This is a genomic window from Streptomyces sp. 4F14 (assembly GCF_048159485.1).
In the GTDB taxonomy this organism is placed as follows: Bacteria; Actinomycetota; Actinomycetes; order Streptomycetales; family Streptomycetaceae; genus Streptomyces.
This window is the reverse complement of sequence record NZ_JBLRVY010000019.1, coordinates 157,924-180,220: the sequence shown is the minus strand read 5'-3', so window position 1 is coordinate 180,220 and position 22,297 is coordinate 157,924. Positions and strand designations below refer to the sequence as shown.

Sequence of the window (22,297 nt, the reverse complement as noted above, 5' to 3'; positions counted from 1 at the left end):
GGAGCCAGCGGCCGCAGCGTGCACCCGGGCTGGACGCGCCCGAGGAGGCACAACGCATGGGGAACGGCGAGCTTCTTGACTCGTTCCTGACGGCCCAACGGGGTCGCCAGCCCTCTCCCGGCCGGCCTGGCACTGTCAGGGGTGTGAGCCAGGCTCAGCGCTACCCAAAGCAGTCACATCTAGGATCGGAGGGCCCGATGGCTCACCTCAAGCAGCAGTTCAAGGATGCGCTGAGCTCCATCGAGCCCGGTGACGACAAGGCCAATGCGCCAGAGGCTCATCGCCTCGTCCGTGATGCCCTCGAGGCCGACGCGAAGCTCGCCGAGTACGGTGTCAGCCCTGTGCTGATCGGCTCCTACAAGCGCAACGTGTCGATCCGCAGGATCAAGGACGTCGATGTGTTCGTGCGTCTTGCCGATGTCCCTAGGGATGTCACGTCGAAGGACATCCTCGACAGGTTCTTCAAGGTCCTGCATGCGGAGTTCGGCACCGACTCCGACGGGCACCGGCGTACCAAGCGTCAGGACCGGAGCCTGCAGGTCTCCTTCCCGGAGTACGACCTCTATGTCGACGCGGTGCCCGCCCGTCCCTACGGTGACGGGACGTGGGAGATCCCGCAAAAGGGCGACGAGAACGAGTGGGTGCGCACCAACCCTGACGGGCTGACGGGCCTGTCGAGCGCGATGAATGCGGACCACGACGAGTACTACGTACCGACCGTCAAGCTGCTTCGCCAGACTCGTCGTGCCCTGCTCGGCACGAAGAAGCCCGGCGGATTCTTCCTCGAGATGGCCGTCTACCAGGCGTTCGCTTCAGGAGCAGTCTCGGGCGACGACCAGGCGGAGTACTACGTCTCCGCGCTGCGGGAGGTCAGCAGGATCATCGATGACTTCGTGACCTACGGCATCGCGGTGACCGACCCGACCCTGCCCGGGCACACCATCCGCATCCGTGCGACCGACGATGAACTGAACACCGCGCATACGCGGTTCGCCGACGCCGCGGCGTCGGCAGAAGCTGCGCTCGACGAGGAGGACGCGGGCCAGGCCGCGCTGGCGTTCCGGAAACTGCTGGGGACGAATGGCGATGGGGACACGGTCTTCCCGATGCCTCCCGGTTTCAACGAGGACGGCAGCAAGAAGGCATCCGCGATCTCGCCCGGCGCCCGCGTTGTGCCTGCCGGCAAGAGGACCTTCGGGTGACCTCTGTCGGCTTCGACGAGTACGTCGCACACGCACGGCAGCACTTCGAGGAGGGCCTGATCCGCGCCGGGTTCCGCGAGGTTGAAGCAGGATGGGAAGGGGCGGTCCCGCACTCGGCGGGCACGACTCGCGTCGTGATCGACCTGCCGCCCCGTTTCCCGTTTCGGCCGCCGAGGGTGGCGCCGGTCGACCACGACGCGGTGCCCTGGTCCTGGCACCGTGACCCGGACGGCGCTCTGTGCCTGGTCGCCGAGGATGATCATGAAGGGTTGTGGTGGACGGAGGCACCGGCGTTCCTCGAACACGTCACAGCGTGGTTCGAGCACGCGGACACCGGCTGGACGGACGACCGGCCCGACCTCGACCTCGACCGGTACTTCCATCAGTCCGCGGACCGGCGCCTCTACCTCTACGACGACCTCGGCCAGTACCTCAACCGCTCTGTCCGCTTCAGCCCATCCAGCAACAACACGATGCGGATCAGGCACGGCACCCGCCCCAGGAAGGCTCTCAAGCAGAGCAAGGACCGCTTTGGGTACGTGGCCGACCTCGGCGAGGTGGACGTGCCGCCGCGAACCTGGGCAGACATCTGTGCCCGGCTCGACTCGAACGCGGAGCTGGACCGCAGAATCCGCCAGCAGTCCGTCGCAGTCGTCGTGCTGGTCTACCGACGCGGTACCCGCGAGGGCGCGATCGTGCTGGACGTAGCGCCCACGAAGGAGGACGGCACGTCCGTCACACGTCTGCGCTCGGGCGCAGACACCGAGGCAGCCCGGTCTGCTCGCGCAGGCGTCCTGGCCCCCGCACTGCGTGAATCCAGGGTCGCAGTGGTCGGCCTCGGCGCTTTGGGCTCGTTCATCGCCGACATGCTGGTGCGCTCCGGGGTCCGTCACCTCACTCTCATCGACGACGATGTCGTCATGCCGGGAAACCTCGTCCGCCACCTCGTGGGACCCGATACGGTCGGACTGCCGAAAGTCGAAGCGGTCAAGCGACACCTCGTCAGGCAGAACGAGGCGCTGGCCGGTGGCATCGTCATCATCAATGGCGCGCTTACCTCGGGTGCCGAGGCGGTTGACCATCTGCGGAACCACGACCTCGTCGTGAACGCCACCGCCGACTTCGCCACCACCGCACTCCTGCACGTAAGCGCCCGGGCAGTGGGCACACGGGTCCTGTCCGCGGCGCTTCAAAACGACGGCAGGACCTATCGCATCGACGTACTGCCACCGCTCGAAGATGCCGCACCGCTGCCGCCTTCGACGACCGGAGCCGACACCGAGGCAGCGCCCCTGTTCGAAGCAGGCTGCGGAAGCCCTATCTCCCCAACGCCGCCCCACGCGGTGATCGAGGCAGCAGCGGCAACCGTCCGCCACGCCATCGGCCTCCTCGTGGACCGCCCTCTCCATCCTGCTGGGGAGACGCGGCACCTCCACTCCGCCTCACAAGGGAGCCACCAGTGACCCGGCCGGCACCACGGATCGAGCTGCGCCAGGAGGCATACGAGGTCATCGCGTCCGCGACCGCCCGGCAGCTGCCGCGGGAAACGGGTGGCATCCTCCTCGGCTACCGGGAAGACGCCAACGTCGCTGTCACCTATGCCCTCGTGGTTGACGGACAAGGAGCGTCCACCCGCAGGTACGTGCGCGATGACGTCAAGGCGAACGCGCTCCTCGCAGAGTTCCTGGCCCAGCGAGCGGATGACGATCCAACCGGCTACGTCGGCGAGTGGCACAGCCATCCCGCACCGTCCGGACCGAGTTCGACAGATGTTGCTGCGATGCGGGCGACGGCCCGGGAGCACGACGGCCCGGTCGCGCTCCTCGTTTACGCTCCCGGCGGGGCGGATCCCTTCTCCGGGCTGATCACCCGGCGCCAACGATGGGGATGCGTCACCAGCAAGGCAGCAACGGTCCTTCCGCCACCACAGAGATTCGAGGCACTGGGGCCACTACAGGAGGGCGCGGTTCGGCGTGATGGCGCGGTGTTCATCTCCTACCGGCAGTCGGATGGCTCCCCGCAGGCCGATTCGATCGAGAACTTGCTCAGGGCCGCCGGTCTCGTCGTGTGGAGAGACCGCACTGACCTGCGCCCAGGCACGACGATCGATCGCCTCGAGCAGGCCCTGACCACCGGGCTTTCGGCAGCCGTGCTCGTCGTGACACCGGAGATCGTCCACAGCGACATCGTTCGAGAACGTGAGCTGCCTCGGCTGCTACAACTGGACGAGGACCCTGCCTTCAGCCTGTGCATCGCGAACAAGATCGCCAGAGCGGGAAGCGATGCACAGTGCGACTACGACGCACCGGACCGGCTCCTGAGACTCGCTCCCTCCCGCACCCTCGCCGACAAGAAGCAAAGCAACATGCTCCAGCCGTCCGGCGAGCGCGAGATCGTGCGGGACCTGCTGATGCACCGGGTCGAACAACGCAAGTCCGCCATCCGCAACGAGGGCCGCGCCTTCACGATCCGAGTCCAGACCCGCCCTGACCCCCTCGCCGTGGACGCCGGCGAGGACGATCTCCACATCCGCATCAGGGCCGCCGACGACGGGCGTCTGCCGTCACGAGAGGGACTCAAACTCCTGCAGACCACACTGCCCCTGATCAGCGACGCCGTCTACGCCACCGGCGCGCACACGGTACGCGTAACCGGCGGAGCCCACCTGTCGGTGGCCCTGGCCCTGGGAGCCGCCCTGCCCGAGACGAAGATCGGCAACGTTGAGGCCGTCGACCTCCGCGACGCCCTGTGGACATCCGTACAAGCCGGCGACGACCCGCTGACCAGTGAACTTCATACGCAACCCGTTGACCTCGCGCCAGCCCAGACATCCGATGGCCACAACCGCGTCGCGATCTTCGTCAGCCTGACGCCCGCTCCAGACCGGACCGCATTCGAACAACTCCTGCACGAGTCCAGCGACGGCTTCGCGGCCGCCGCCGTAGTCTCTGTCGTCGGCGAGAACCGGCTCGACCCGCGCGAGGCCGCACGCCTCAGCACGGCTATCGCACAACAGATCAAAGAGCTGGCCGCACGCAACGGCCGTGCGGAGGTGCATCTCGCCTTCCACGGCCCCTACGCGATGGCCCTGCTTGTAGGGCGATACCTCAACACACTGCGCACCGTCGTCTACGAATGGGACAACGCGACCCCCGAGGGGCCGCCCCGCTACACCCCAGCTCTCGTGCTTGAGCCAGGTGTCACCGGCGGACCGATCACCGAGACCCTGCTCGGCCTATAGGCGTGGCGTCGGAGACACCCCCCGCGATGATCAGCAGACCTTGGCCCGGGGGCGTTGTCAGTGGTGGGTCTTACGGTGGTGGACGAGCAGCCATCGATGCTTGTTGCGGTCGCGGCACCCGATCCGGGAGCCTGTGGCCGCGGCGTGCACCCGGGCTGGACGACCCGCCCGAGGAGGCATGCCACCATGGGGATCGACGACGCGTTCGACGCGCTCCAGAAGACCGTCAACGAGGACATCGGCAAGACCAGATTGGCCCGCGAGCGCCGGGACCTGTTCAAGAGCGCCCTCGGCGGTGAGCCGGATGTCCTGGAGACGTTCGGCTCGGGCTCGCTGAGCCGCAGCACGCAGCTCAAGCCCATCCACGACGTGGACATCATCGCCATCTACGACCTCGACGAGCACCCCGAGTGGGGAACCGACGGGCCGAGCGCGGAAGACGCCCTTGAGCACATCCGCGGCCAGGTCAACCGGCTACTGAGCCAGAGCAGCGGCACCCACGGCAACGTGGTGAGGCACACCCTGCTGCGCAACCACGCGGTCAAGTGCTTCCTCGACGACCCGGACGACCCGGACGCCTTCACCGTGGACGTCATGGCCGCACTGCGCCAGGCGGACGGCTCGCTGCTCATCCCCGAGACGCTGAGCACCCGGTGGGTGCCGGCCGACCCGGAGTACCTCATCGCACAGGTGGCCGACCACCAGCGTGCCTGGTCGCACTTCCGGCCGTTGGTGAGGGTGCTCAAGCAGTGGCGGCACACCGTCCCGGTCGAGGGGCGCATCAAGTCCCTCGTCATGGAGGTCCTCGCCCTGAACTGCATGCCCAGGTCCGGCAACCGGTCCCAGGGACTGAAGACGTTCTTCACCGCCGCCGCGGTCCAGGTCAACGAGGGCGTGTGGGATCCGGCCGGCCTGTGCGGGGAGATCCAGCCGGACCTGGACCGTGCGGGCCTGTCCGCGGTGTTCGCCGAGGTCGCGGACGTCGCCGAGCGGGCCTGCGCGGCGGCGGCCGAGGGCGACACCGACGACGCGCTGCGGCTGTGGCAGGAGATCTTCGGCGAGGGCTTCCCGGCTCCCGCCGCTCCGGCCAAGGCCGCCACGCTGATCACCGGGACGCCCGCGTTCATCACCCCGCGCCCCATCAAGGACGCACCCCAGGGATGACGACCGCGCCCGCCCCCGCCGGCACTGCGCCCAACTACTCCTGGTGGGCCTGCGAACCGCGCCGGCTGCACCGCGACCGCGAGGAGATCGCCGCCCACTTCCCCAACCTCGCCTGGAATGAGGAAGGAGCCGGCATCTGGGAGGGAACACTGCCCCTCTGGCCGTTCGACCGGCCGGAGCCCGCGCACCTCACGAGCTGGGTCGGTGAGGAAGGACTTCGGCTGCGTGTGGAGTACAGCCAGGCCTACCCCATGGTGGCGCCCCGGCTCGTCCCGCTGGATCCGCTGCCCGAACCGTACGAGTGGACCCAGACCCGCTGGCACGTCAACGGCGACGCCACCCTGTGCCTCCTGCGCGAGGCCGCCCTGTGGACCGGCCGCGACTCGATCGTTGACCTGCTACTCAAGGCAGCAGGCTGGCGAGTCGAGTACGCCCTCATGAAACACAACAAGATCGAGCGGATGACCGACAACGGCATCGTCGACGACGACCGCTTCGACCACCTCCTCACCCAGCCTCCGGTCCCGCCCGACAACACCGAGCACAGCGACCAGGACACAGCCGGACAGGACGGCCCGGCATGCTGATCCTCATCCCACAGCAGGCCGCGGAAAAGGTGCGCTCTCTGGGATCGTGGGGGCGGCTGTCCCTGCGCATCAACGACCCGGAACAGTTCGCTGTTGTCCGGGGCTTGTCGCAGCAGGGCCAGGCGATCTTTCCGGTGGAACCGTCACCCGAGCACCGTCTGCTGGCCAGCTACCCGGCCGTCTCCACCGGCTGGTGGCTGAGCGTCAGTCCTGACCTGCACTTGATGTGGCTGGCTCTGATGGCACGACGCGGTACCTCTCTCACCCTCGACGCTTTCAGGGCCGCCGTGCCCAGCGGCTACAAGGCACCCGGAGCGCCGGGCTACTTGGCCATCACCTACGCCCCAGGGCTGAAGGACGCCTACCCCGAACACGGTCTCCCGGACCTCCTTGCCTGGCACGTCACGCCCGGCGGTGCGCAACCCATCGCCGTGTCCGTCGAACCGGACATCACCGGTATCCGGCAACTGGACGACCACTGGCCCGTGCACGAGCTGCAGAGCAAGCGGATCATGCTCGTCGGAGCAGGAAGCATCGGCTCGGCCACCGCACACGCCCTCGCCGGCTACGGCATCGGCTCTCTCACCCTCATCGACCCCGACCGGCTCGCCTGGCACAACCTCGTCCGGCACACCAGCGCACGCAGGCACATCGGCCGGCACAAGGTCACCGCTCTCGCCGAGGAACTCACCGCACTGCGCCCCGACACGAAAGTCGCCGCCCACGCCCTGGACGTCATCGAACACGCCGACCGGATCCGGGCCCTCCTCACGGACACCGACCTTGTCGTCTGCGCGGCAGACGGGGTGGCCGCGCGCCGTGTCACCGGCCACTTGGCCCGCCGCGCAGGTCTCACGGCCGTTCTCGCCTGTGTCCTGGAAGACGGCGCCCTCGGTGAGATCCTCCGACTGCGCCCTTGGCCTGATCACGGCTGCCTCACCTGCCGGCGCCACAGCCTCGCCGAGGCCGGCGGCCTCGATCCCGAGCCCACCCTGGATGCCGGTTACGGCACCGGCACGACCCACCGGCCGATGACCGCCGTCGGCACCGACCTGCACCTGATCGCCCATCTCGCGGCCAAGACCGCCGTCGCCACCCTCCTGGAACGCGCCGGACACCCCGACCAGCGCCTGCCGGGCGAACACGCCCTGCTCGGCCTGCGCCGCCAACCCGACTGGGCCCCACCCTTCGACCTCGACCGCACTGCCGAACTGCGCTGGCTCGACGCCACCCCGCCCCGACCCGGCTGCCCCACCTGCGAAACACCATGACCCAGCAGCCCGTCACCACCGTCCACCTCACCGCGCAGGCCACCCGCGTCATCACCACGGAGCTGCGCACGGCCGACCACACCACAGAAACCGGAGGCATCCTGCTGGGCCACCACACCCACGACACCGTCACCATCCACCACGCCGGGACCCCCGGCCCCGACGCCGTCCGCACCCCCACCTACTTCCTGCGCGACCTGGCCCACGCGCAGGCCCTCGCCGACCGGGCGTTCACAGCCGACGGCAGTGTCTGGGTCGGCGAATGGCATACCCACCCCACCAGCCGGCCGGTCCCCAGCGCACGCGACACCGCCACCTACCGGCAACTCCTCGACGACCCGGAGCTGGGATTCCACAGCGTCATCGCGGTCATCCTCGCCCGTTCCGAACGCCGCTGGGTCGGCGCGGCCTGGACAGCCCGGCACGACCGGATCACGCCGGTGCAGCTGCGGCTCGACGATCCCGTCGGGTGATGCCCGCAGGACACCCCCGCGGCTAGAGCGAGCGGCGCCGTACGGCACCGCTCACGATCAGGATCTTGTGGGCGGACCAGTCCGCGTGGCAGGGCTCGCAGACCGTCTTGATCCAACCTCCGGGGAAGTCCTTGCGTGCACGCGGTCGGCCAACCGCCCCGCAGAATTCGCACGTGGCGGCCGCCTCCGTGACAGACGCCGCCACCAACGCCATCGCCGCCTCGGGCACGGACTGCGTGCCAGCGGTGACATGGATGCGCAAGCCGCCGAGCTTCTCCGACACATCGGTGACCCGGTAGCCGGGCACGACCACGTTGAGCTGCGCGTGCAGGCGTTCCAGCAGAGGATGCCAACCCGGTCCGACGGCACGCAGCCGCTCGGGGATCTGCGCTCCTGCCCCAGCGATCCGGTTCCCTTGGTCCTCCACGCAGGCATCATCTCTCACACGACCCGACCTGCAAGACAGCGCTACGGCAGGCTGGTTTCGCCGAACTGGATGATCTCGGACTGCCGGCCCCAGGCGAAGTTCCGGCGCGATGCCGACAAGATCTGCCCAGGCACTGCTCGGCCTCGTGGCGAAGGTACGCGGGCGCGGTCGGCCAGCCCGGTGCGCGGCTGGTGCCACGAGCGGTTTGTGCCGACGCACTTCGGCGCGCACGGTGCCAAGCCGCCGGATGTCCTGCCGCCCTAGTGATCGTTGTGGTGCCGGATGGGCTAGGGCAGGGCTAGGGCGTGTCTGACAAATGATCACCTGGCTGGTTCGCGGAGCCAGAGGATCAGGGAGGCCAGGGCGATACCGGCGCGGTAGCGATCGGCGAGCTTGTCGAATCTGGTCGAGATCGCGCGGAACTGCTTGAGGCGGGTGAAACATCGTTCGACCACGTTGCGATCGCGGTGCGGACGTGGCTCGTCTGGCAGACAGGTGCACCGACCGAGCCCGTCCGCGACCGCAGACGGCGACCCCATCGGGACGGGGCGATGCGACGGAGGTCGGGAATGGCCGCGCCGTACCATCGCGGTGAGGGCGAAGCGCCAGGCCGAGATTCCGGCACCGGTGTGAGGGAGGGACCAGGATGTTCGGTTGGAAGAAGAAGCTCAACGGTCTGTTCGATTTTGACCAGTTCAACGATCTGACAGTGCAGCTCAGGCCCGACCTGAGTCGGGAATCGCTGGGCGTCGGGCCCGACTTCCCGGGCGTCGCCCCGAACCCGCTCCTGAGCAGTGATGCACGGAAGCGCAATGCGGAACTGCGTACGGGGGCGCTTGCGCTCGGCGTTCTCGTCGACTGGCGGGAGGTCAACAGCAATCCACGCGTGGTCCTGATGTTCGACGTGGAGACCGCCGGCGGCCGCTCGTTCCGCGGTATCGCAGACGAAGACCTCACCATCACCGAGCTCACCCGACTCGCCCCAGGCCAGACGTTGCCCGTGCGCTACCGGTTGGCCGTCATGGACCACTACGTCGCCCTTGCCCGGGACGCGGACCCCGCCCACGTGCAGCAGCTCTCTGACGAGATCGCGAGCCGCAAGCGGGCCTGACCCGAAGCCATTGGCCATATCCCTGAGGCTTGTCCGACGATTGATCTTGTGGCAGGTCGAGGTGAGTTGACGGACGCGGCGTGGGAGCGAATAGATCCCCTGTTGCCGCAGGTGGACGGGCGTGGCCGTCCGTGGCGTGATCACCGGCAGGTGGCCAACGGTGTGTTGTGGCGGCTGCGGACCGGGGCCCCGTGGCGCGACCTGCCCGGGCGGTACGGGCCGTGGCAGACCGTCTACGAGCGTTTCGCCCGCTGGGAAGCGGACGGCACGTGGGCAAGGTTGCCGGAAGAACAGCCGTGTGAACAACGCTGCGGGTCAATACACCTAGGACCAGTCGTCGTCGGAGTCGGTGCGGCCGACGAGCATGTCGTCGAGGAGCTCCTTGGTGATGGCTTCGGTCCCGTCCTCGATGGCTTGCTGGGCGGTCTGGCAGAGGAGTTGGTCGAGGGTGTCCATGTAGCCGCCGGTGCGCTCGTGGAGTTCCTCCTCGAACTCGAGGAGCGCTTCTGCGCCGGGCACGTGGTTGTAGAGGCGCAGGTTTTTGTCGTAGCGCAGCAGGACACTGCGCCAGTCTTCTTCGTCCCCTTCGGAGAAGGGGATGGGGCGGATCCACATCACGGGCAGGGTGCTGCGGAACTGCTCGGAGGTGCGGGGCCGTTCGCCGCGGCGGCGGTTGTGGAGGCCTTCGTTGACGATGTCGGTGGCGCCGCGGCCGCAGTAGATGATGGAAACCCGCAGGCGGGCCTGGAGGCAGTCGAAGTAGTCGAAGGCTGCGGCCAGGTCATTGTCGTGGATGCGGTTGATGCCGTCGATGAGGATCAGCGAGGTGCGGCTTTCCCGCATGGCGTGGACGACGGGTTCGGTCATGTCGGTGCTGCGGTAGGTGCGTTTGTCGAGGTTGATGGTGTGGTCCATGTCGAAGAAGTCCGCGAACGGCAGCGACCAGTCGAGGTTGTGCTCGTGGCGTGGCGGGACGTTGATGTAGACGACGGGGGTCCATTCGTCATCCGGCCGCCGTTCCAGCTCCAGGATGCCCTGGTAGGCGCGGGCGATCTGCAGCAGCAGGGTGGTCTTGCCGGCGCACCCGTCGATGATCATGCTCATGCGTTTGCCGACGGGCCGGAACCGGTTGGTGCGCAGGGCGCGCCGGGCGTCCTTGAGGCCTCTCGTCACATCCGGGGTGGACACGGGCAGCAGCTCCCCGTGGTACATCATCCGCGGGTCGGTGTCGGTGACCTTCGTGCCCTGGGGCGCGCAGTCCTGCAGGTCTGGAGGCTCAAGGCGGCGGTGCACGAAGTCCATCAACCCCGCGCGTACCGTGAGCAGTTCGGGGTCCAGCGGGGTGAACAGGGCCGGCGGGGATGCGGAGCCGACCGGCTTTTGGGTGGGGTGCGCCGTGTCCATTCAGGTCTCCTCGGGATCGTCGCCGGACGATCCCGGCTGGGTTTCGGGCTCGGACTCGGGCGGCTGTGGTGGGGGAGCGGAGAGTCCACGGAAGATGTCCCCGGCCGACCCTGCCAGGCTGTGCGGACCGCCCGGAACCGGGCGTCGTCGTCGCAGCCGGCCCGGCGAGGTGGCTTCCTCTGCCGGTGCCGGTGCCGGTGCCGGTGCCGGTGCCAGCGTGGGCGGGGGTGCAGTCGTGGGCGACGCGGCGCGCTGGCCGGGGAAGAGGTCCTTGGCAGCGACATTCAGGGACGGCGCCGGCGCCACGCTGCCCGGAGTGGCCGGCACGATCCCGGCATACGGGCTGACGGGCGGTTCGGGGGCCGGGGCGGGCTGCGGGACGAACGCGGCCGCGGGAGTACTGCGGCGGCCGGGGGAGGGGCCGTTGCGGGCGCGGGTCAGCAACACGTCCACAGCCCGGGCGATGTCCTCCTCGCTGTCCTCCCGCCCGGTGCGCTCCGTGACCAGGAGGGCGGCCTGCTCCCACAGATACTGAGTCCAGGCGTCCTTGATCAGATGCTGGTACCTGAAGTCGAAGGGCACCCACGGGCTGCGGGACGGCTCGTCTTTGACGGTGTGGTCATACAGCCACACCCGGCTGGGCTCGTAGGGGTTGTAGTAGACCGACCAGCGCCGGCCCCGCCCCTTGATGCCGGTGCGGCGGTTCTTGAAGTCGCGGATGCGGTGGCTGACATAGGTCCGGTTGTCGATCTTGATGCCGTCGCGGGTGACGATGCGCTTGGCGTGGAGCAGCAGTTTGCGGCTCTCGTCGAGGGTGACCGGGCGCGGCACGCCGCCCTCCGTGGCCACCGCGGCCGCATACATCTGGTTCGGGGTGAGCACCAGGCCGGGCCAGAACGGCGAGCGCAGGCCCTCGTGCGGGCTTTGCTGATATTCGGTGGCCACCCACTCGTGCCACAGATCCTGCAGTTCGTTCAGCGACCACAGCCGTCCCTTGCCGACGTTCTTGCCCCGGGCGGTGGGGTGGTTGCCGGTGTAGTTGGCGACGAACTGGCAGAACCCGCTCTTGATCGTGGCGTTGGCACGCTCGATGACCGCCTTGTCGGTGGCGGTGCGCTCCCGGGCGGGCTCCACGTCGATCTGCAGCATGCTGCACGCTTCCCGGAAGTGGCGGGACTTGAAGATCCTGGCGTTGTCGACGACGACCGTCTTGGGGCGGATCACCGGGCGGGCAGCGGCGCCGGCCATCCGCGGATCACTGGCCAGCATCCGGGCATACGGCAGGTCGGAATTCTCCGCCAGCGCTACGGGCGCCCAGCCGGGGCGCGCGGCCAGCGGCGCCATCGCCTGCCCCAACAGCAAAGTGGCATCCAGCGCCTTGGTGCCGCGCCCGCCGCGGCGCCGACTGCCCGGTCCCTTCTTACGGCCCGGAGACTTCGGCACCATCATCCCGGCGACGAAGCTGCGCGAGAGCACGTCGATGCCGTACGTCAGCTCCACCGACACGGGACGCCCGTCGTCCCCGCGCGCGAGCACATCCAGGCCGGTGGAGTCGATCTGCACGCGTTCGCCCAGCAGTGTGACCGGCACCGGCGCGTAGGGCGGCTCCGGAGCATCGGCCTGCGTGCCGCCCGCGGCGCTCGACGAGGCCTTCGAGATTCCCATCCGCTTCAGCAGGTCGTAGAAGGTGGAGCGGGCCGGCATCAGGTCGCGGTACTCCTGCGGATAGCTGCGGCGCAGCGCCGCACGCACCCGCTTGCGCAGCCGGGACCAAGTGCCCGCCGATTCGCCCTCCTGAGCCTTGTCCTCCTGGCGGATCACCTTCAGCACCCGCTCGTCCACGTTCCCGAACGGGTTGCCGGTGCGCAGCCACCGCCGGTCGATGAGACCGAGCAGCCCCTCCTTCTCGTAGGCCAGGCACTTGCGCTGCACGGTGGCGACGGATCCCGAAAGCCCGGCCGCCTGCAGCTCGGCGGCCTTCAACGTGTAACGCGCGGTGCGGGTGGTGACCGCGACGTCGTAGCCGCGACGCGGCGTGAATGACCCCTCCGGAACACGGACGGGGCGCCCGGTCAGCACCTCCCGGACGTGCCTCTCCCAGCAGCGCACCTCCTTCAGCTGCTGGGGGGACAGACGGTCCAGCAGCGACAGATCCGCCACCGGCTCCGGTTCCTGCGGCACTCCATGAACCATCAGCACCGCGAAGTCCGGGGCCGCGACGAGCTGGGAGACCAGCGCCAGCGCGTCCTGCCCGGCCTCGTCCATCGCCGACAGGTGCACGGTGGCGCCCTGCACCGCTCCCACCAGGTAGCAGCCGGACTTCCAGCGAACCGTCATCCCCGGCTGCAGCGTGGGCGCTGTCTGCGCCGGGGCATCCGCCGGCACGGCCAGGGGGGCGTTCATGCGGCCGCTCCGGCCGCCCAGACCAGGCTGTCGGGTGTCAGCGGCTGCTCCCAGTGCGTCGTCAGCTCACCCGTCCACAGCAGGTGCCAGCTATAGGCCCGGCCATGCTCCGGCAGCAGGTCCGCCGCATCGGCGGCCTCGGCCACGGACAGCGGCCGGGCGAACACCTCAAGCAGCAGGCTGCGCGCCCTGTCGTCGGCGCACTCGTCGTGGCGGAACTGGGAGACGAGATACACGTTGCGGCGCAGCTGGCCGCCCGGGGCCAGGGCGACGTCCACCTGCCAGCCCGCCTCCGAAGCGGCTTCCCGCGCAGCGGTCACCTCGTGTGCGTCCGGCTCGGTGCCGGAGGGGGAGTAAAGGTAGAGCAGCTGCTGCTTGTCGACCGTGCGGGCCATGAACGCCGGATGCACCACGCCCGAATCCGGCCCGTCCTGCCACTCGATCTGCAGGCACGGCGCGGCCAGGTAGGCGATGTGCGGGTCGCGGTCGAGGAACATGGCCGCACAGGCGTGCTCCGCTGACCTGCAGCTGATGTCCTTCTTGGTGGTCGACGACCACCACTGCCGCACCTTCGACTTCCGCCCCTTGTAGGCCCGTTGCTCATGCAGCACCGGCCACTCCTCCACCGGCAGCCCCCGCAGGGCGCGGGCCGGCACGAGGTGCTCATGGCCGATGTCGTCGCGGTGACGTACCTGAACCTCCACCGGCTGCTCCCCTCGCACCGTGTCTTACGGCTGGCGTCTTCGGCACGACACTCAAGCGTCTGGGCGCCGGCGCCACGGCGTAGCCAAGAGACCGGTGTTCACTCGAACGGGTGGAGCGGATTTGCGTTCTTGGTGCTGTGTGCGCTAACGCACGCAGCACCGGGAGGCCGTGCGGTTTCCCCTGGAGTCCGCGGAGATCATCCAGCTCACCGAGCTGCTGCTGTGCCAGGCCGGCCGGGCCCAACGGCGCCTGCAGGAGCGGGACCAAGAGCAAGGGGGAGCGGCCGGTCAGAGGAACAACCGGTCCATGGTGTTGGGCAGACGCACCCACGGCAGGCAGGAGAGGTCTTCCACCGCGGCCAGGCAGGACGGCAGTTCGTGCCCCGTAGCCCGCCGTACCACGTTGCTGGGAGGCGGTTGATCGCTGAACAATTCCGGGACGCCGCGGCTCAGCGGCTGGTGCTGGCTGTGCCACTCCGTCAGTGGCCTCGCGAAGGTGAAGCCGTGCCGCCGGGTCGCCCGCTCCAGCCACTTGCGGTAGTCGGCCTGCCCGAGTTCTCCGTACAGGCGGCGCACCTCCAGCCAGGCCAGGTCCCGCGTCAGCAGGGACAGCCGGCTCAGCTGCGCCAGCGGCCGCACCCGCTGTTCACCCAACTGCTTGGCCAACGCGGCCCATTCCTCCGTCCGTGCCGGGTCCTCGAGGTAGCCAGAACGCACAAGGATGGAGCAGGCGTCCGCGAACACCCACCGGGCGGCCGGGCCGAGATCCCTGCCCAGGCGGTTGAGTCGCTGCTGCGCGCGGACGACGTCCTTGAGGTTGCTCAGATCGATGTACGGATGCTGGGTGCTGCGGGAGTTGTCGGTCCAGCGGTGATGGCGCAGGCACACGTGCCAGGGGTCGGGCAGGATCAGCCAGGCGGGGGAGCGGGTGCCGCGCTGCGCCGCGCACAGCGAGCAGGCCTGGACGATGTAGCCGGCGCGTGCATCCCACGGCCACTCCCAGTCGTCCTTGTCACCGTCGGACATCAGGAACTCATCGCGCAGGCCGACCAGACGCCTTTGCATCTCGGCCACCGTGTACCCCGCCAGGTTGGCCAGGCGCTCGCGGGCGTAGCGGCTGAGGTACATCTCGGTGTACTGCGGCTCGACCGGCAGCATCGGGCCGATGCCCATGCTGCGCAGCATGTCTTCCATCGGCAGATGGTTGCGGGCGGCCAGGCGCGTCACGTACGAGCCGGTGGACTCGCCGGCAAGGAAACGCAGCCGCAAGTGCAGGCGCCGCCGCCCCAGCCGTTCGTCCCGCTGCTCCGCCATGATGCACTCCCGGGAGTCCGCTGACCGCGACTTCCATCCAACTCCCCTCGTCGGCACGGGACAGGGCAGGCGCCGCAAACGATCGGAATCCGGCCCAACCTGGCCTTCGCGCCAGTCTCATACGTGCAAGTACAGAGAAAACAGAACAGCTGTGGTCAACATCGGCCGGGCCCTGGGGGGAAGCTGCCACGCTCGCCTCATCAGCAGGCGCTGGGGGCGCCACCTCCCGCCCCTGGCAGAAGGAGGGAGTCAGCGCGTCACATGTCCGACCGTGCTCAGCTGCGCCCTCACCAGGAAGAAGCCGTCGGTGCAGGAGTGGACGCCTTGCTGCACAGAAGGCTGGCAGCCGCGACGATCATCGCCGCCTGCGGCACCGGTAAAACCCTCATCGGCAAGCGCATCGCCGAGCACTTCACCGCACGCGGTCCCGTTCTCGTCCTGGTCCCCACCCTGGAACTGCTGATCCAGACGGCGGCCCGCTGGCTCGCCGACGGCAGCTTCGACCAGCTCATCGGCATGTGCTCGCTGCCCGGGATTCATGACCGCAGACTCCGCGGCCACCTCCTGCTCACCTCGGACTCGCACGCACTGGCACGCCGTGTCGCCAAGGGCGGCCGCACGGCCGTCTTCGCCACCTACGCATCGCTGCCCGCCATCGGCGACGCGCACAGCGCCCACGGTCTGCCACGGTGGGCTTTCGCCCTGGCCGATGAGGCCCACCGCACCAGCGGCGACTGGGACAAACGCTGGGGACTCATCCACGACGACCGCATCATCCCGACCGCGCACCGCCTGTACATGACCGCCACACCCCGCAACTGGCGCGCGCCCACCCGCACACAAGCACGCCCCCGCATCGAACGGCTCGCCTCGATGGACGACCCCACCGTCTACGGCCCCGTCGTATACCACCTGGACCTGGCCCAAGCGATCGAACGAGGCATCCTCGCCGACTACCAGCTCGTCATCCCCGAAGTCCGTGACCCCAGGCTGCGCGACATCCTCCACGACTGCCTGCCCACCCCGCACCTGGACGGACTGCGCCTGGCCACGATGCAGGCAGCGCTGCTGACGGCCATGGCCGAACACGACGTGCGCCGGGTGTTGACCTTCCACGGCCGCATCGCCGCCGCCCGCGGCTTCGCCAACTCGCTGCCCGAGACCGCCGCGGCCCTCGCCGACCACACCGGCATCCGCAATCCCTGGGCGCGCGCCCTGTACAGCCGCCAGCCGGCCTGGCAACGCCAGCAGTACTTCCAGGAGTTCGCCCACTTCTCCGCCCTCGCCCCCGGCAGCGTCGCTGACAGCCACGATGGCGCCGTCCTGTCCAGCGTCCGCGTGCTGAGCGAGGGCGTCGACGCCCCCGACACCGACGGCATCTTCATCGCCGATCCCCGCCGCAGCCCCAGCACCATCGCCCAGACCGTCGGCCGGTCCCTGCGCAAACCACCCGGCCAGGCCAAACGCGCCTCGATCTTCCTGCCCGTCTACATCGCCCCCGGCCAGCCCGTCCAGGAGGCCATGGAATCCTCCGAGTTCTCCGATTTCTGGGCGTTCTTCAACGGACTGGCCGTCTATGACACCAAGCTCTACCAGCGGTTCGGCCGCCGCATGAAGAAGCGGCCCCAGCCCATCCCGGCCCGCCCCCACCGCGCCGCCGAAGTCAACCGCACCCTGGCCCTGCGCACCCACCAGCCACCCCACAACGCCTACTGGAGCGACGGCTGGCAGGCCGCCCAGGCCTTCCGCACCCACCACGGCCATCTCAACATCCCCAGCGAGCACGTCACCCATGACGGCCTGGCCCTGGGCCAGTGGATCGGCCAGCAGCGCTCCCTGTACGCCGCGGGTGCCCTGCCGGCAGCCCGCATCGCCGCCCTGACCAGCCTGGGCATCTCCTGGCCGCACCCGCCCGACAGCTTCGAACATCGCCTGAACCGCGCCACCGCCTACGCCACCCGCCACGGCACCCTCGCCCTGGGCAAACACGCCCACGGAGGCGACCGCGCCGTCGCCGCCTGGCTGGAGACCATGCGTCGCCGCGCGGATACCGGCCAGCTTGCCCCCGCCCGCATCGCCGCCCTCAACTCCGTGGACCCCTTCTGGAATCCGCCGTGGAGCCTGCGCTGGCAGTACACCTATGTCCAGATCCGCCGCCGTCTGACGGGCAGCACGTGGCGATGCACCTACCACCGCGACGACAGCCTCGACTCGGCCTGGGACAGCTGGCTGGACCGGCAGATCACCCACTACCACCTGCTCGATGCGCAGCAAAAACACCTGCTGGATGCCCTGGCACGGGCCTGTCCCGACGCACACCCGCACAGCATGCTGCTGACCCGCCCGGCCAGCCTGCGAGCCCGGGCCTTCAACCGCGGCCTGCGCGCGGCACGCCAATACCACCAGCGGCACGGTCATCTCCAGGTACCGGCAGACCATGCCGAAGACGTAGACGGTGACGAGGTCATGCTCGGCGCCTGGCTGGCACGGCGCCGCCGCGACAGTGCACAGATGACCCCCGACCAGCGCACCGCCCTTGACGTCATGGGCTTTGAACTCCTGCCAGCCTTCCTGGCTCCCCTGTCCTGCGATGCCGCAGCGTGACACCTACGGCAGCAGCCCGTCAGCGGCCCGATTTGCCCTGCGGCGCAGCATCGGCAACGAAGTAGAACACCCGGCTGCCCCGCTTGGCCCGCTGCACCCGGCCCTGCTTCACCAGAGCTTCCAGGGCGTGCCGCATGGCCGGCTCCTTGATCCTGCGCTTGGGATGGGCCCGGCGCAGCACCGCAGCCACATCGTTGGAGGAGCGAGGCTCTCCGTGCCGCCGTAGCTCGCCGACGACCAGATTCCGCAGGGTCGGCTCCTTCGCGGCCGGGCCGACGGGCTGCTCGCCAACGCCGCCGTGCGAAGCGCCGTCCTGGACGGGACCGGCCGGGGCGGCAGCCTCGCCGTTGCCACCCTCCGCGCCCGGAAACGGGGGCAGTTGTTCCTGCATGCTCGACAGCCACGCCTGGTCACGTTCTAGGAGGCGAAGCTGATCCTGCAACGCGGCAACTTCCAGCTCGATTCGCTCACGTTCCTTCGCGATGAGCTCCAACTCTGCCGTCATCATGGCGGTGTACTTGGCGCGCAAGGACACAGGTTCCGCGACAGGTTCTGGCATGAATCCGCCCTTCATGACGTTGCACGGTGCTGATCCGACGCTATCGACCGCCACCGCGCCCCGGCGCCGGAACCACAGGGGAATCCGTTTGGTACCCGCATTGGCTCACTCGCTTCCTCAACCTGCCGCAGCATGACGGTATTTGCCCTGCCCGTCTGAGGTGTCCCGAAGCCCTGCCGCTCCCTGGCGGGTCCTCAGCAGACACGGCGCTTCGGGCCTCCGCGCGATAGGACAAGGATCCGTCAGGGCCCCGAAGACAGCACGCAGGGCTTCCGCGCAGCGCCCCAGACGGTCTTTGACGCCGCCTCAACCCGCACCCTAAAGTAGATGCCGAATCAGATATAAGAGTCCGCATGGAAGGGTGTGACGAGCGTGCTCCTGACGACGGGACAGGCAGCCGAGGAACTTGGCTGCGCCGTCACGACTTTCCGGCGCCTCGTGCATGCCGGACTGCTTCCCGGCCTCTCCCGCCGAGGGGTGCGCGTCATGATCCCGCTCAGTGCCGCACAGGCCCTCAGTGCGCGCCACCATGCCCCTCTGCATCAGCTGGATGCCCAGGAGATCGCCGTGCTGCGGGTGGACGCCGCCCAGCCTGCCGACGATCCCGACCGTGACTGGATCGGCTTCTCGGCCACACTCAGCGCCGACAGTGTTCTGAAGGCCCTGCGAGGCTGGTGGCGGTGCGATGCGGTGAGCGTCGCGGCCGGGGGAGTCCTGCCTGTCACCCTGTCCGGCTACGTCGTGGCGATACTGACCGGCCTCGAGCGCTGGGAGAGGAACGCCGAGGGCCGTCACGCTTTCCCTGATGCACGCCTGGCCGGCTATGTCACCGATCTGGTCACCCCGCACACCGTGATCACTTCCGAGGTAGAGGAAGACCAGCGGCTCGCCGAACTCCTTCTGGGGAGTCGGCTCACGTCCCACTCGGGCGGGGCGATCGCCTACGTTCCCACGCAAGCTGCTGCCTGAATCTGGCCCGGACAAGGAAGACCCATGGACGCACAGAGCTACAACGCAGCGCTTGCTGATCTGCGAGGGGTGCGTGACGAGATCAAGAAGGCGCGGGCTGTCCTGACCAAGCTCGAGGCCGACAGGAACAAGCGGATCACCCAACTGGCCCTGTCCGACAGGGCAAAGGCAGAACGGATCGCCCCCGCGGCCGGCCTGAGCGTGGCCGACGTCGTCGCCCTGGCCCCCGCTCTGGCCCCCGCCGAACTCGCCACCAACGACAGTGCATCTCCCCCCGCGGCCGCGCCGCAGATCCTCAACCACCCTGAGCCGGAACCGGATAACACCCCTGCCGCAGGCAGCGCAGAACCTTCGAGCCCCGTCGTTGCCCCGCCCTCGCCCGACACCTCTGCCGAAGAACCCAGCCTGCCTGGTATCCCCGAAGGCCCTGCGGGCGAGGGCTGGTTCACCCACACTGCCGGTCTGGCCTCCATCCGCCCGAACTTCACCCAGCAGGCCCGCTCCACCGTCTTCCTGGACGCGATGACCGGCGTTCTGGTGCACCGCGACCAGACCCACCACCTCGACCTCGGCGCTGCGTCGGCTGCGGAGATCCTCACTGCCGTTTTCGACACACTGCCCCAAGGCGTCGAGCGGATCTACATCACAGGCGGCGACCCCTGGCACCGGGACGCCGACCGTTACCCCTACCTGCGCGACGCCGTAGCCGCCTGGCTCAGTGCTCCCATCCCGGGCTGGCGCACAGACACCGGCCGCGGCCGTGACCGCATGGCCGGGCACTTCGTCCACGCCCGCAATCCCGTCGGCCGCTACCAGCTCGACAACGGCGAGCAGCATGTGGAGATCCGCTCGGTGGGGGAGTGGTTCGACCTCGGCGAAGATGGCCCGCACACCGTCCGTGACGCCTTCGTCCTTTTGTGGCAGGCCCTGCGCCGTCACTGGGATGACGCCGTGATCATGGGCTCTCCCTCGCAGACCGGCCGTGACCTGTGGACCCGCACCATCCCCACCCGGGGCCAGCATGCCGAGGGCTTTCCCGTGCTGTCGGAGGAGTTGCGCGGCCTGCTGCACGCCACCGCCGGCCAGGGCCGCAACGAGCTCCTCACCCCGCCCTGCGTGCCCGAGCAACTGCCCCAACTCGTCGAATACGACCGTACCTTCGCCTACGCCAAGCACACCTGGAAATCCCCGGTCGGCACCCCTCGCCGTATCACTGGCCACACCTTCGCCGCATGGTCGCAGAAGGAGCAGATGCGGGCCCTTTACGGGTGCGGGCATTGGCAGGTCCGGGTCACGGTGCCGGACACCTGGAATCACGTCGGCCTGCTGCCCGCGCCCGCCCCCGGCGACCGTGCCTGGTGCTACCCGGCCACGCCCGGCACCACCTTCACCACTTGGGCCGGCGGCCCGGAAGTGCACACCGCACTGACCAACCCGATCCAGCCGTGGAAGATCGAAATCCTCGACGGCATCCTGTGGGAAGACGGCAAACCGCTGGACGACTGGGCGAAGAAGCTCAAGGAGACCTGGACCAACCTCTCCGCCCAGGCCCACTTCCAGGGCAACCCCGAGCAGGCACGCGCCGCGCATCTCGCTTCGCGCGCGGTGCGCTCCATCCTCCTGTACGGCATCGGCTCCTTCGCCCAGCGTCCCCGCATGGTCACCGGCACCACCCCGCGCACCCTGGAGCGCGACGTCCCGCCAGATGCCGAGATCATCGGCTTCGACGATGAACTGATCAGCTGGCAGAAGCCCACGGGATTCGCCCGCGACCCCAACGCCCACCCCGAATGGGCCGCTGCGATCTGGTCGAGCGCCCGCGCCGCCCTGCTCTCCCAGCGCCACCGTGACGACGACACCTATGCCGGGGCCCTGCATACCCTGCCCGGCACCGTCGTCGCCTTCCGCACCGACGCCGTCTACCTCACCCAGCCCCAGAACTGGCCCTACCACCATCAGCCCGGCGACTACCTGCTGCGCGGACACCTCACCGGCCCGCTGCCGGCACCCGCCACCGAAGGCGAACTTCTTGCCCTGCGCGATGCCGGACGCACCGCCCACACCAGCACCGGTCAGGAGTCCTGATGCCGCCGCGCCCCCGCCGACGCCGCCCTAGCCCCCAGGGCGAGCGCAACGAGGCAGCCCAACTCGCCGACCGACTCCAGCAAGCCGGCTTCACCAAACGCGACATCGCCCGCATCATCGACCGCGACCCGTCCCTGGTCTCGCAGTTCTACACCAAGAACAAGGGCGCGGCCTTCGTCACCGCTCTACGCGAAGTTGTCACCGCCGTCGAGGCCGGCGGTATCACCGACCTGCCCGAACTCGCCGCCATCGCCACCCGCCGCATCCAACGTCGTACCACCGCCTCCGGTGCCCGCGCCCGCGTGCGCGGCAAGGCCCTCCTGATCACTCCCACCGGCTCCGGCACCGGCCGCGTCGGCGCCCAGGCGATCGCCTCCGGCTCCGCCCGCCTGCGCCCCCTGATCGCCGAAGCCGCCCGCCTGGGTCTGCGCCTGGCCTTCACCGTCCGCCTGGCCAAGACCGCCTACCTGTACGCCTCCGGCAGCCGCACCGACTCACCCGGCGTCCGCCGCGATGTCATCCAGCGCACCGACCACACCGAGGAACGCTCCTACGGCTCCGCTCAGACCGGCGGCTTCAACGCCGCTGACTTCGCCCGCCGCGTGGACGACGCCGGCGGCGACGTCACCGCCGCCATGCACCAATGGCTCGTGGAGACCGAACGCATCCACCCTGACGCGCACATCCTCCACCTTGAAATCCGCACCTGGCGCCCTCGCTGACCACGTCCGGGCCGTACAGGCTCAGGTCAGCTGTGCTCCTCGGGCAGGAGGGCCGGT

18 protein-coding genes and 2 pseudogenes are annotated in these 22,297 nt (G+C 69.1%); 13 read left to right on the top strand and 7 right to left on the bottom strand.

Annotated elements, in window-relative coordinates:
- Positions 1-197: 197 nt before the first annotated feature.
- From ACLZOT_RS30025 to ACLZOT_RS29995, 7 genes are all read left to right on the top strand, one after another.
- Positions 198-1,202, top strand: coding sequence for an SMODS domain-containing nucleotidyltransferase (locus tag ACLZOT_RS30025; RefSeq protein WP_416972257.1), 1,005 nt, complete (start codon positions 198-200; stop codon positions 1,200-1,202).
- 134 nt (positions 1,203-1,336) lie between these two features.
- The gene (locus ACLZOT_RS30020) at positions 1,337-2,665 is read left to right on the top strand and encodes a HesA/MoeB/ThiF family protein (RefSeq protein ID WP_416972256.1); all 1,329 of its coding nucleotides are present in this window, start codon (positions 1,337-1,339) and stop codon (positions 2,663-2,665) included.
- Positions 2,662-4,443 (top strand): SAVED domain-containing protein, encoded by a 1,782-nt coding sequence (locus ACLZOT_RS30015; protein WP_416972255.1) that lies wholly within the window; start codon positions 2,662-2,664, stop codon positions 4,441-4,443. Before ACLZOT_RS30020 ends, ACLZOT_RS30015 begins: the two co-directional genes overlap by 4 nt.
- A gap of 186 nt (positions 4,444-4,629) precedes the next feature.
- A complete protein-coding gene (locus ACLZOT_RS30010; RefSeq protein ID WP_416972254.1) occupies positions 4,630-5,607 on the top strand; it encodes a hypothetical protein in 978 nt (325 codons plus the stop codon).
- Positions 5,604-6,194 carry a hypothetical protein gene (locus tag ACLZOT_RS30005; protein ID WP_416972253.1) on the top strand — a complete coding sequence of 197 codons (591 nt, stop codon included), beginning with the start codon at positions 5,604-5,606 and terminating at the stop codon, positions 6,192-6,194. The genes ACLZOT_RS30010 and ACLZOT_RS30005 overlap by 4 nt, the downstream gene beginning before the upstream one ends.
- Entirely contained in the window at positions 6,188-7,465 is a 1,278-nt protein-coding gene (locus ACLZOT_RS30000; protein ID WP_416972252.1) for a HesA/MoeB/ThiF family protein, read from the top strand. The genes ACLZOT_RS30005 and ACLZOT_RS30000 overlap by 7 nt, the downstream gene beginning before the upstream one ends.
- Complete coding sequence (locus ACLZOT_RS29995) at positions 7,462-7,938, top strand: Mov34/MPN/PAD-1 family protein (RefSeq protein ID WP_416972251.1); 477 nt, start codon at positions 7,462-7,464, stop codon at positions 7,936-7,938. Before ACLZOT_RS30000 ends, ACLZOT_RS29995 begins: the two co-directional genes overlap by 4 nt.
- A gap of 22 nt (positions 7,939-7,960) precedes the next feature.
- Here ACLZOT_RS29995 and ACLZOT_RS29990 read toward each other — a convergent pair whose 3' ends face one another.
- Both ACLZOT_RS29990 and ACLZOT_RS29985 read right to left on the bottom strand, forming a co-directional pair.
- Entirely contained in the window at positions 7,961-8,365 is a 405-nt protein-coding gene (locus ACLZOT_RS29990; RefSeq protein ID WP_416972250.1) for a hypothetical protein, read from the bottom strand.
- A 298-nt stretch (positions 8,366-8,663) separates the two neighbouring features.
- Positions 8,664-8,835 (bottom strand): annotated as a pseudogene (locus ACLZOT_RS29985) (transposase); the annotation flags it as partial.
- Positions 8,836-9,011: 176 nt separating this feature from the next.
- Between ACLZOT_RS29985 and ACLZOT_RS29980 the strand changes: the two are divergent.
- Both ACLZOT_RS29980 and ACLZOT_RS29975 read left to right on the top strand, forming a co-directional pair.
- Positions 9,012-9,476, top strand: a complete 465-nt coding sequence (locus ACLZOT_RS29980; RefSeq protein ID WP_416972249.1) for a hypothetical protein — start codon at positions 9,012-9,014, stop codon at positions 9,474-9,476.
- 48 nt (positions 9,477-9,524) lie between these two features.
- Positions 9,525-9,767 (top strand): annotated as a pseudogene (locus ACLZOT_RS29975) (transposase); the annotation flags it as partial.
- A gap of 33 nt (positions 9,768-9,800) precedes the next feature.
- Here the strand turns inward: ACLZOT_RS29975 and ACLZOT_RS29970 are convergent.
- From ACLZOT_RS29970 to ACLZOT_RS29955, 4 genes are all read right to left on the bottom strand, one after another.
- Positions 9,801-10,880, bottom strand: a complete 1,080-nt coding sequence (locus ACLZOT_RS29970) for an ATP-binding protein (protein WP_416972248.1) — start codon at positions 10,878-10,880, stop codon at positions 9,801-9,803.
- Entirely contained in the window at positions 10,881-13,283 is a 2,403-nt protein-coding gene (locus ACLZOT_RS29965) for a Mu transposase C-terminal domain-containing protein (protein WP_416972247.1), read from the bottom strand.
- Complete coding sequence (locus ACLZOT_RS29960; RefSeq protein WP_416972246.1) at positions 13,280-13,987, bottom strand: hypothetical protein; 708 nt, start codon at positions 13,985-13,987, stop codon at positions 13,280-13,282. Before ACLZOT_RS29960 ends, ACLZOT_RS29965 begins: the two co-directional genes overlap by 4 nt.
- A 288-nt stretch (positions 13,988-14,275) precedes the next feature.
- Entirely contained in the window at positions 14,276-15,301 is a 1,026-nt protein-coding gene (locus ACLZOT_RS29955; RefSeq protein WP_416972245.1) for a TniQ family protein, read from the bottom strand.
- A gap of 261 nt (positions 15,302-15,562) precedes the next feature.
- Here ACLZOT_RS29955 and ACLZOT_RS29950 point away from each other — a divergent pair, with 261 nt between their 5' ends.
- On the top strand, positions 15,563-17,905 hold the full coding sequence (locus tag ACLZOT_RS29950; RefSeq protein WP_416972244.1) for a Helicase associated domain protein: 2,343 nt from the start codon (positions 15,563-15,565) through the stop codon (positions 17,903-17,905).
- A 19-nt stretch (positions 17,906-17,924) separates the two neighbouring features.
- Here the strand turns inward: ACLZOT_RS29950 and ACLZOT_RS29945 are convergent, their stop codons facing one another.
- Positions 17,925-18,434: a hypothetical protein gene (locus ACLZOT_RS29945; RefSeq protein WP_416972243.1), complete on the bottom strand. Its 510-nt coding sequence runs from the start codon at positions 18,432-18,434 to the stop codon at positions 17,925-17,927.
- A gap of 393 nt (positions 18,435-18,827) precedes the next feature.
- Here ACLZOT_RS29945 and ACLZOT_RS29940 point away from each other — a divergent pair, with 393 nt between their 5' ends.
- Genes ACLZOT_RS29940 through ACLZOT_RS29930 form a run of 3 tightly spaced genes read left to right on the top strand, consistent with a single transcriptional unit; the run spans position 18,828 to position 22,240 of the window.
- A complete protein-coding gene (locus ACLZOT_RS29940; RefSeq protein WP_416972242.1) occupies positions 18,828-19,433 on the top strand; it encodes a helix-turn-helix domain-containing protein in 606 nt (201 codons plus the stop codon).
- 24 nt (positions 19,434-19,457) lie between these two features.
- Complete coding sequence (locus ACLZOT_RS29935; protein ID WP_416972241.1) at positions 19,458-21,518, top strand: hypothetical protein; 2,061 nt, start codon at positions 19,458-19,460, stop codon at positions 21,516-21,518.
- Positions 21,518-22,240: a helix-turn-helix domain containing protein gene (locus ACLZOT_RS29930; RefSeq protein ID WP_416972240.1), complete on the top strand. Its 723-nt coding sequence runs from the start codon at positions 21,518-21,520 to the stop codon at positions 22,238-22,240. Before ACLZOT_RS29935 ends, ACLZOT_RS29930 begins: the two co-directional genes overlap by 1 nt.
- Positions 22,241-22,297 lie beyond the last annotated feature (57 nt).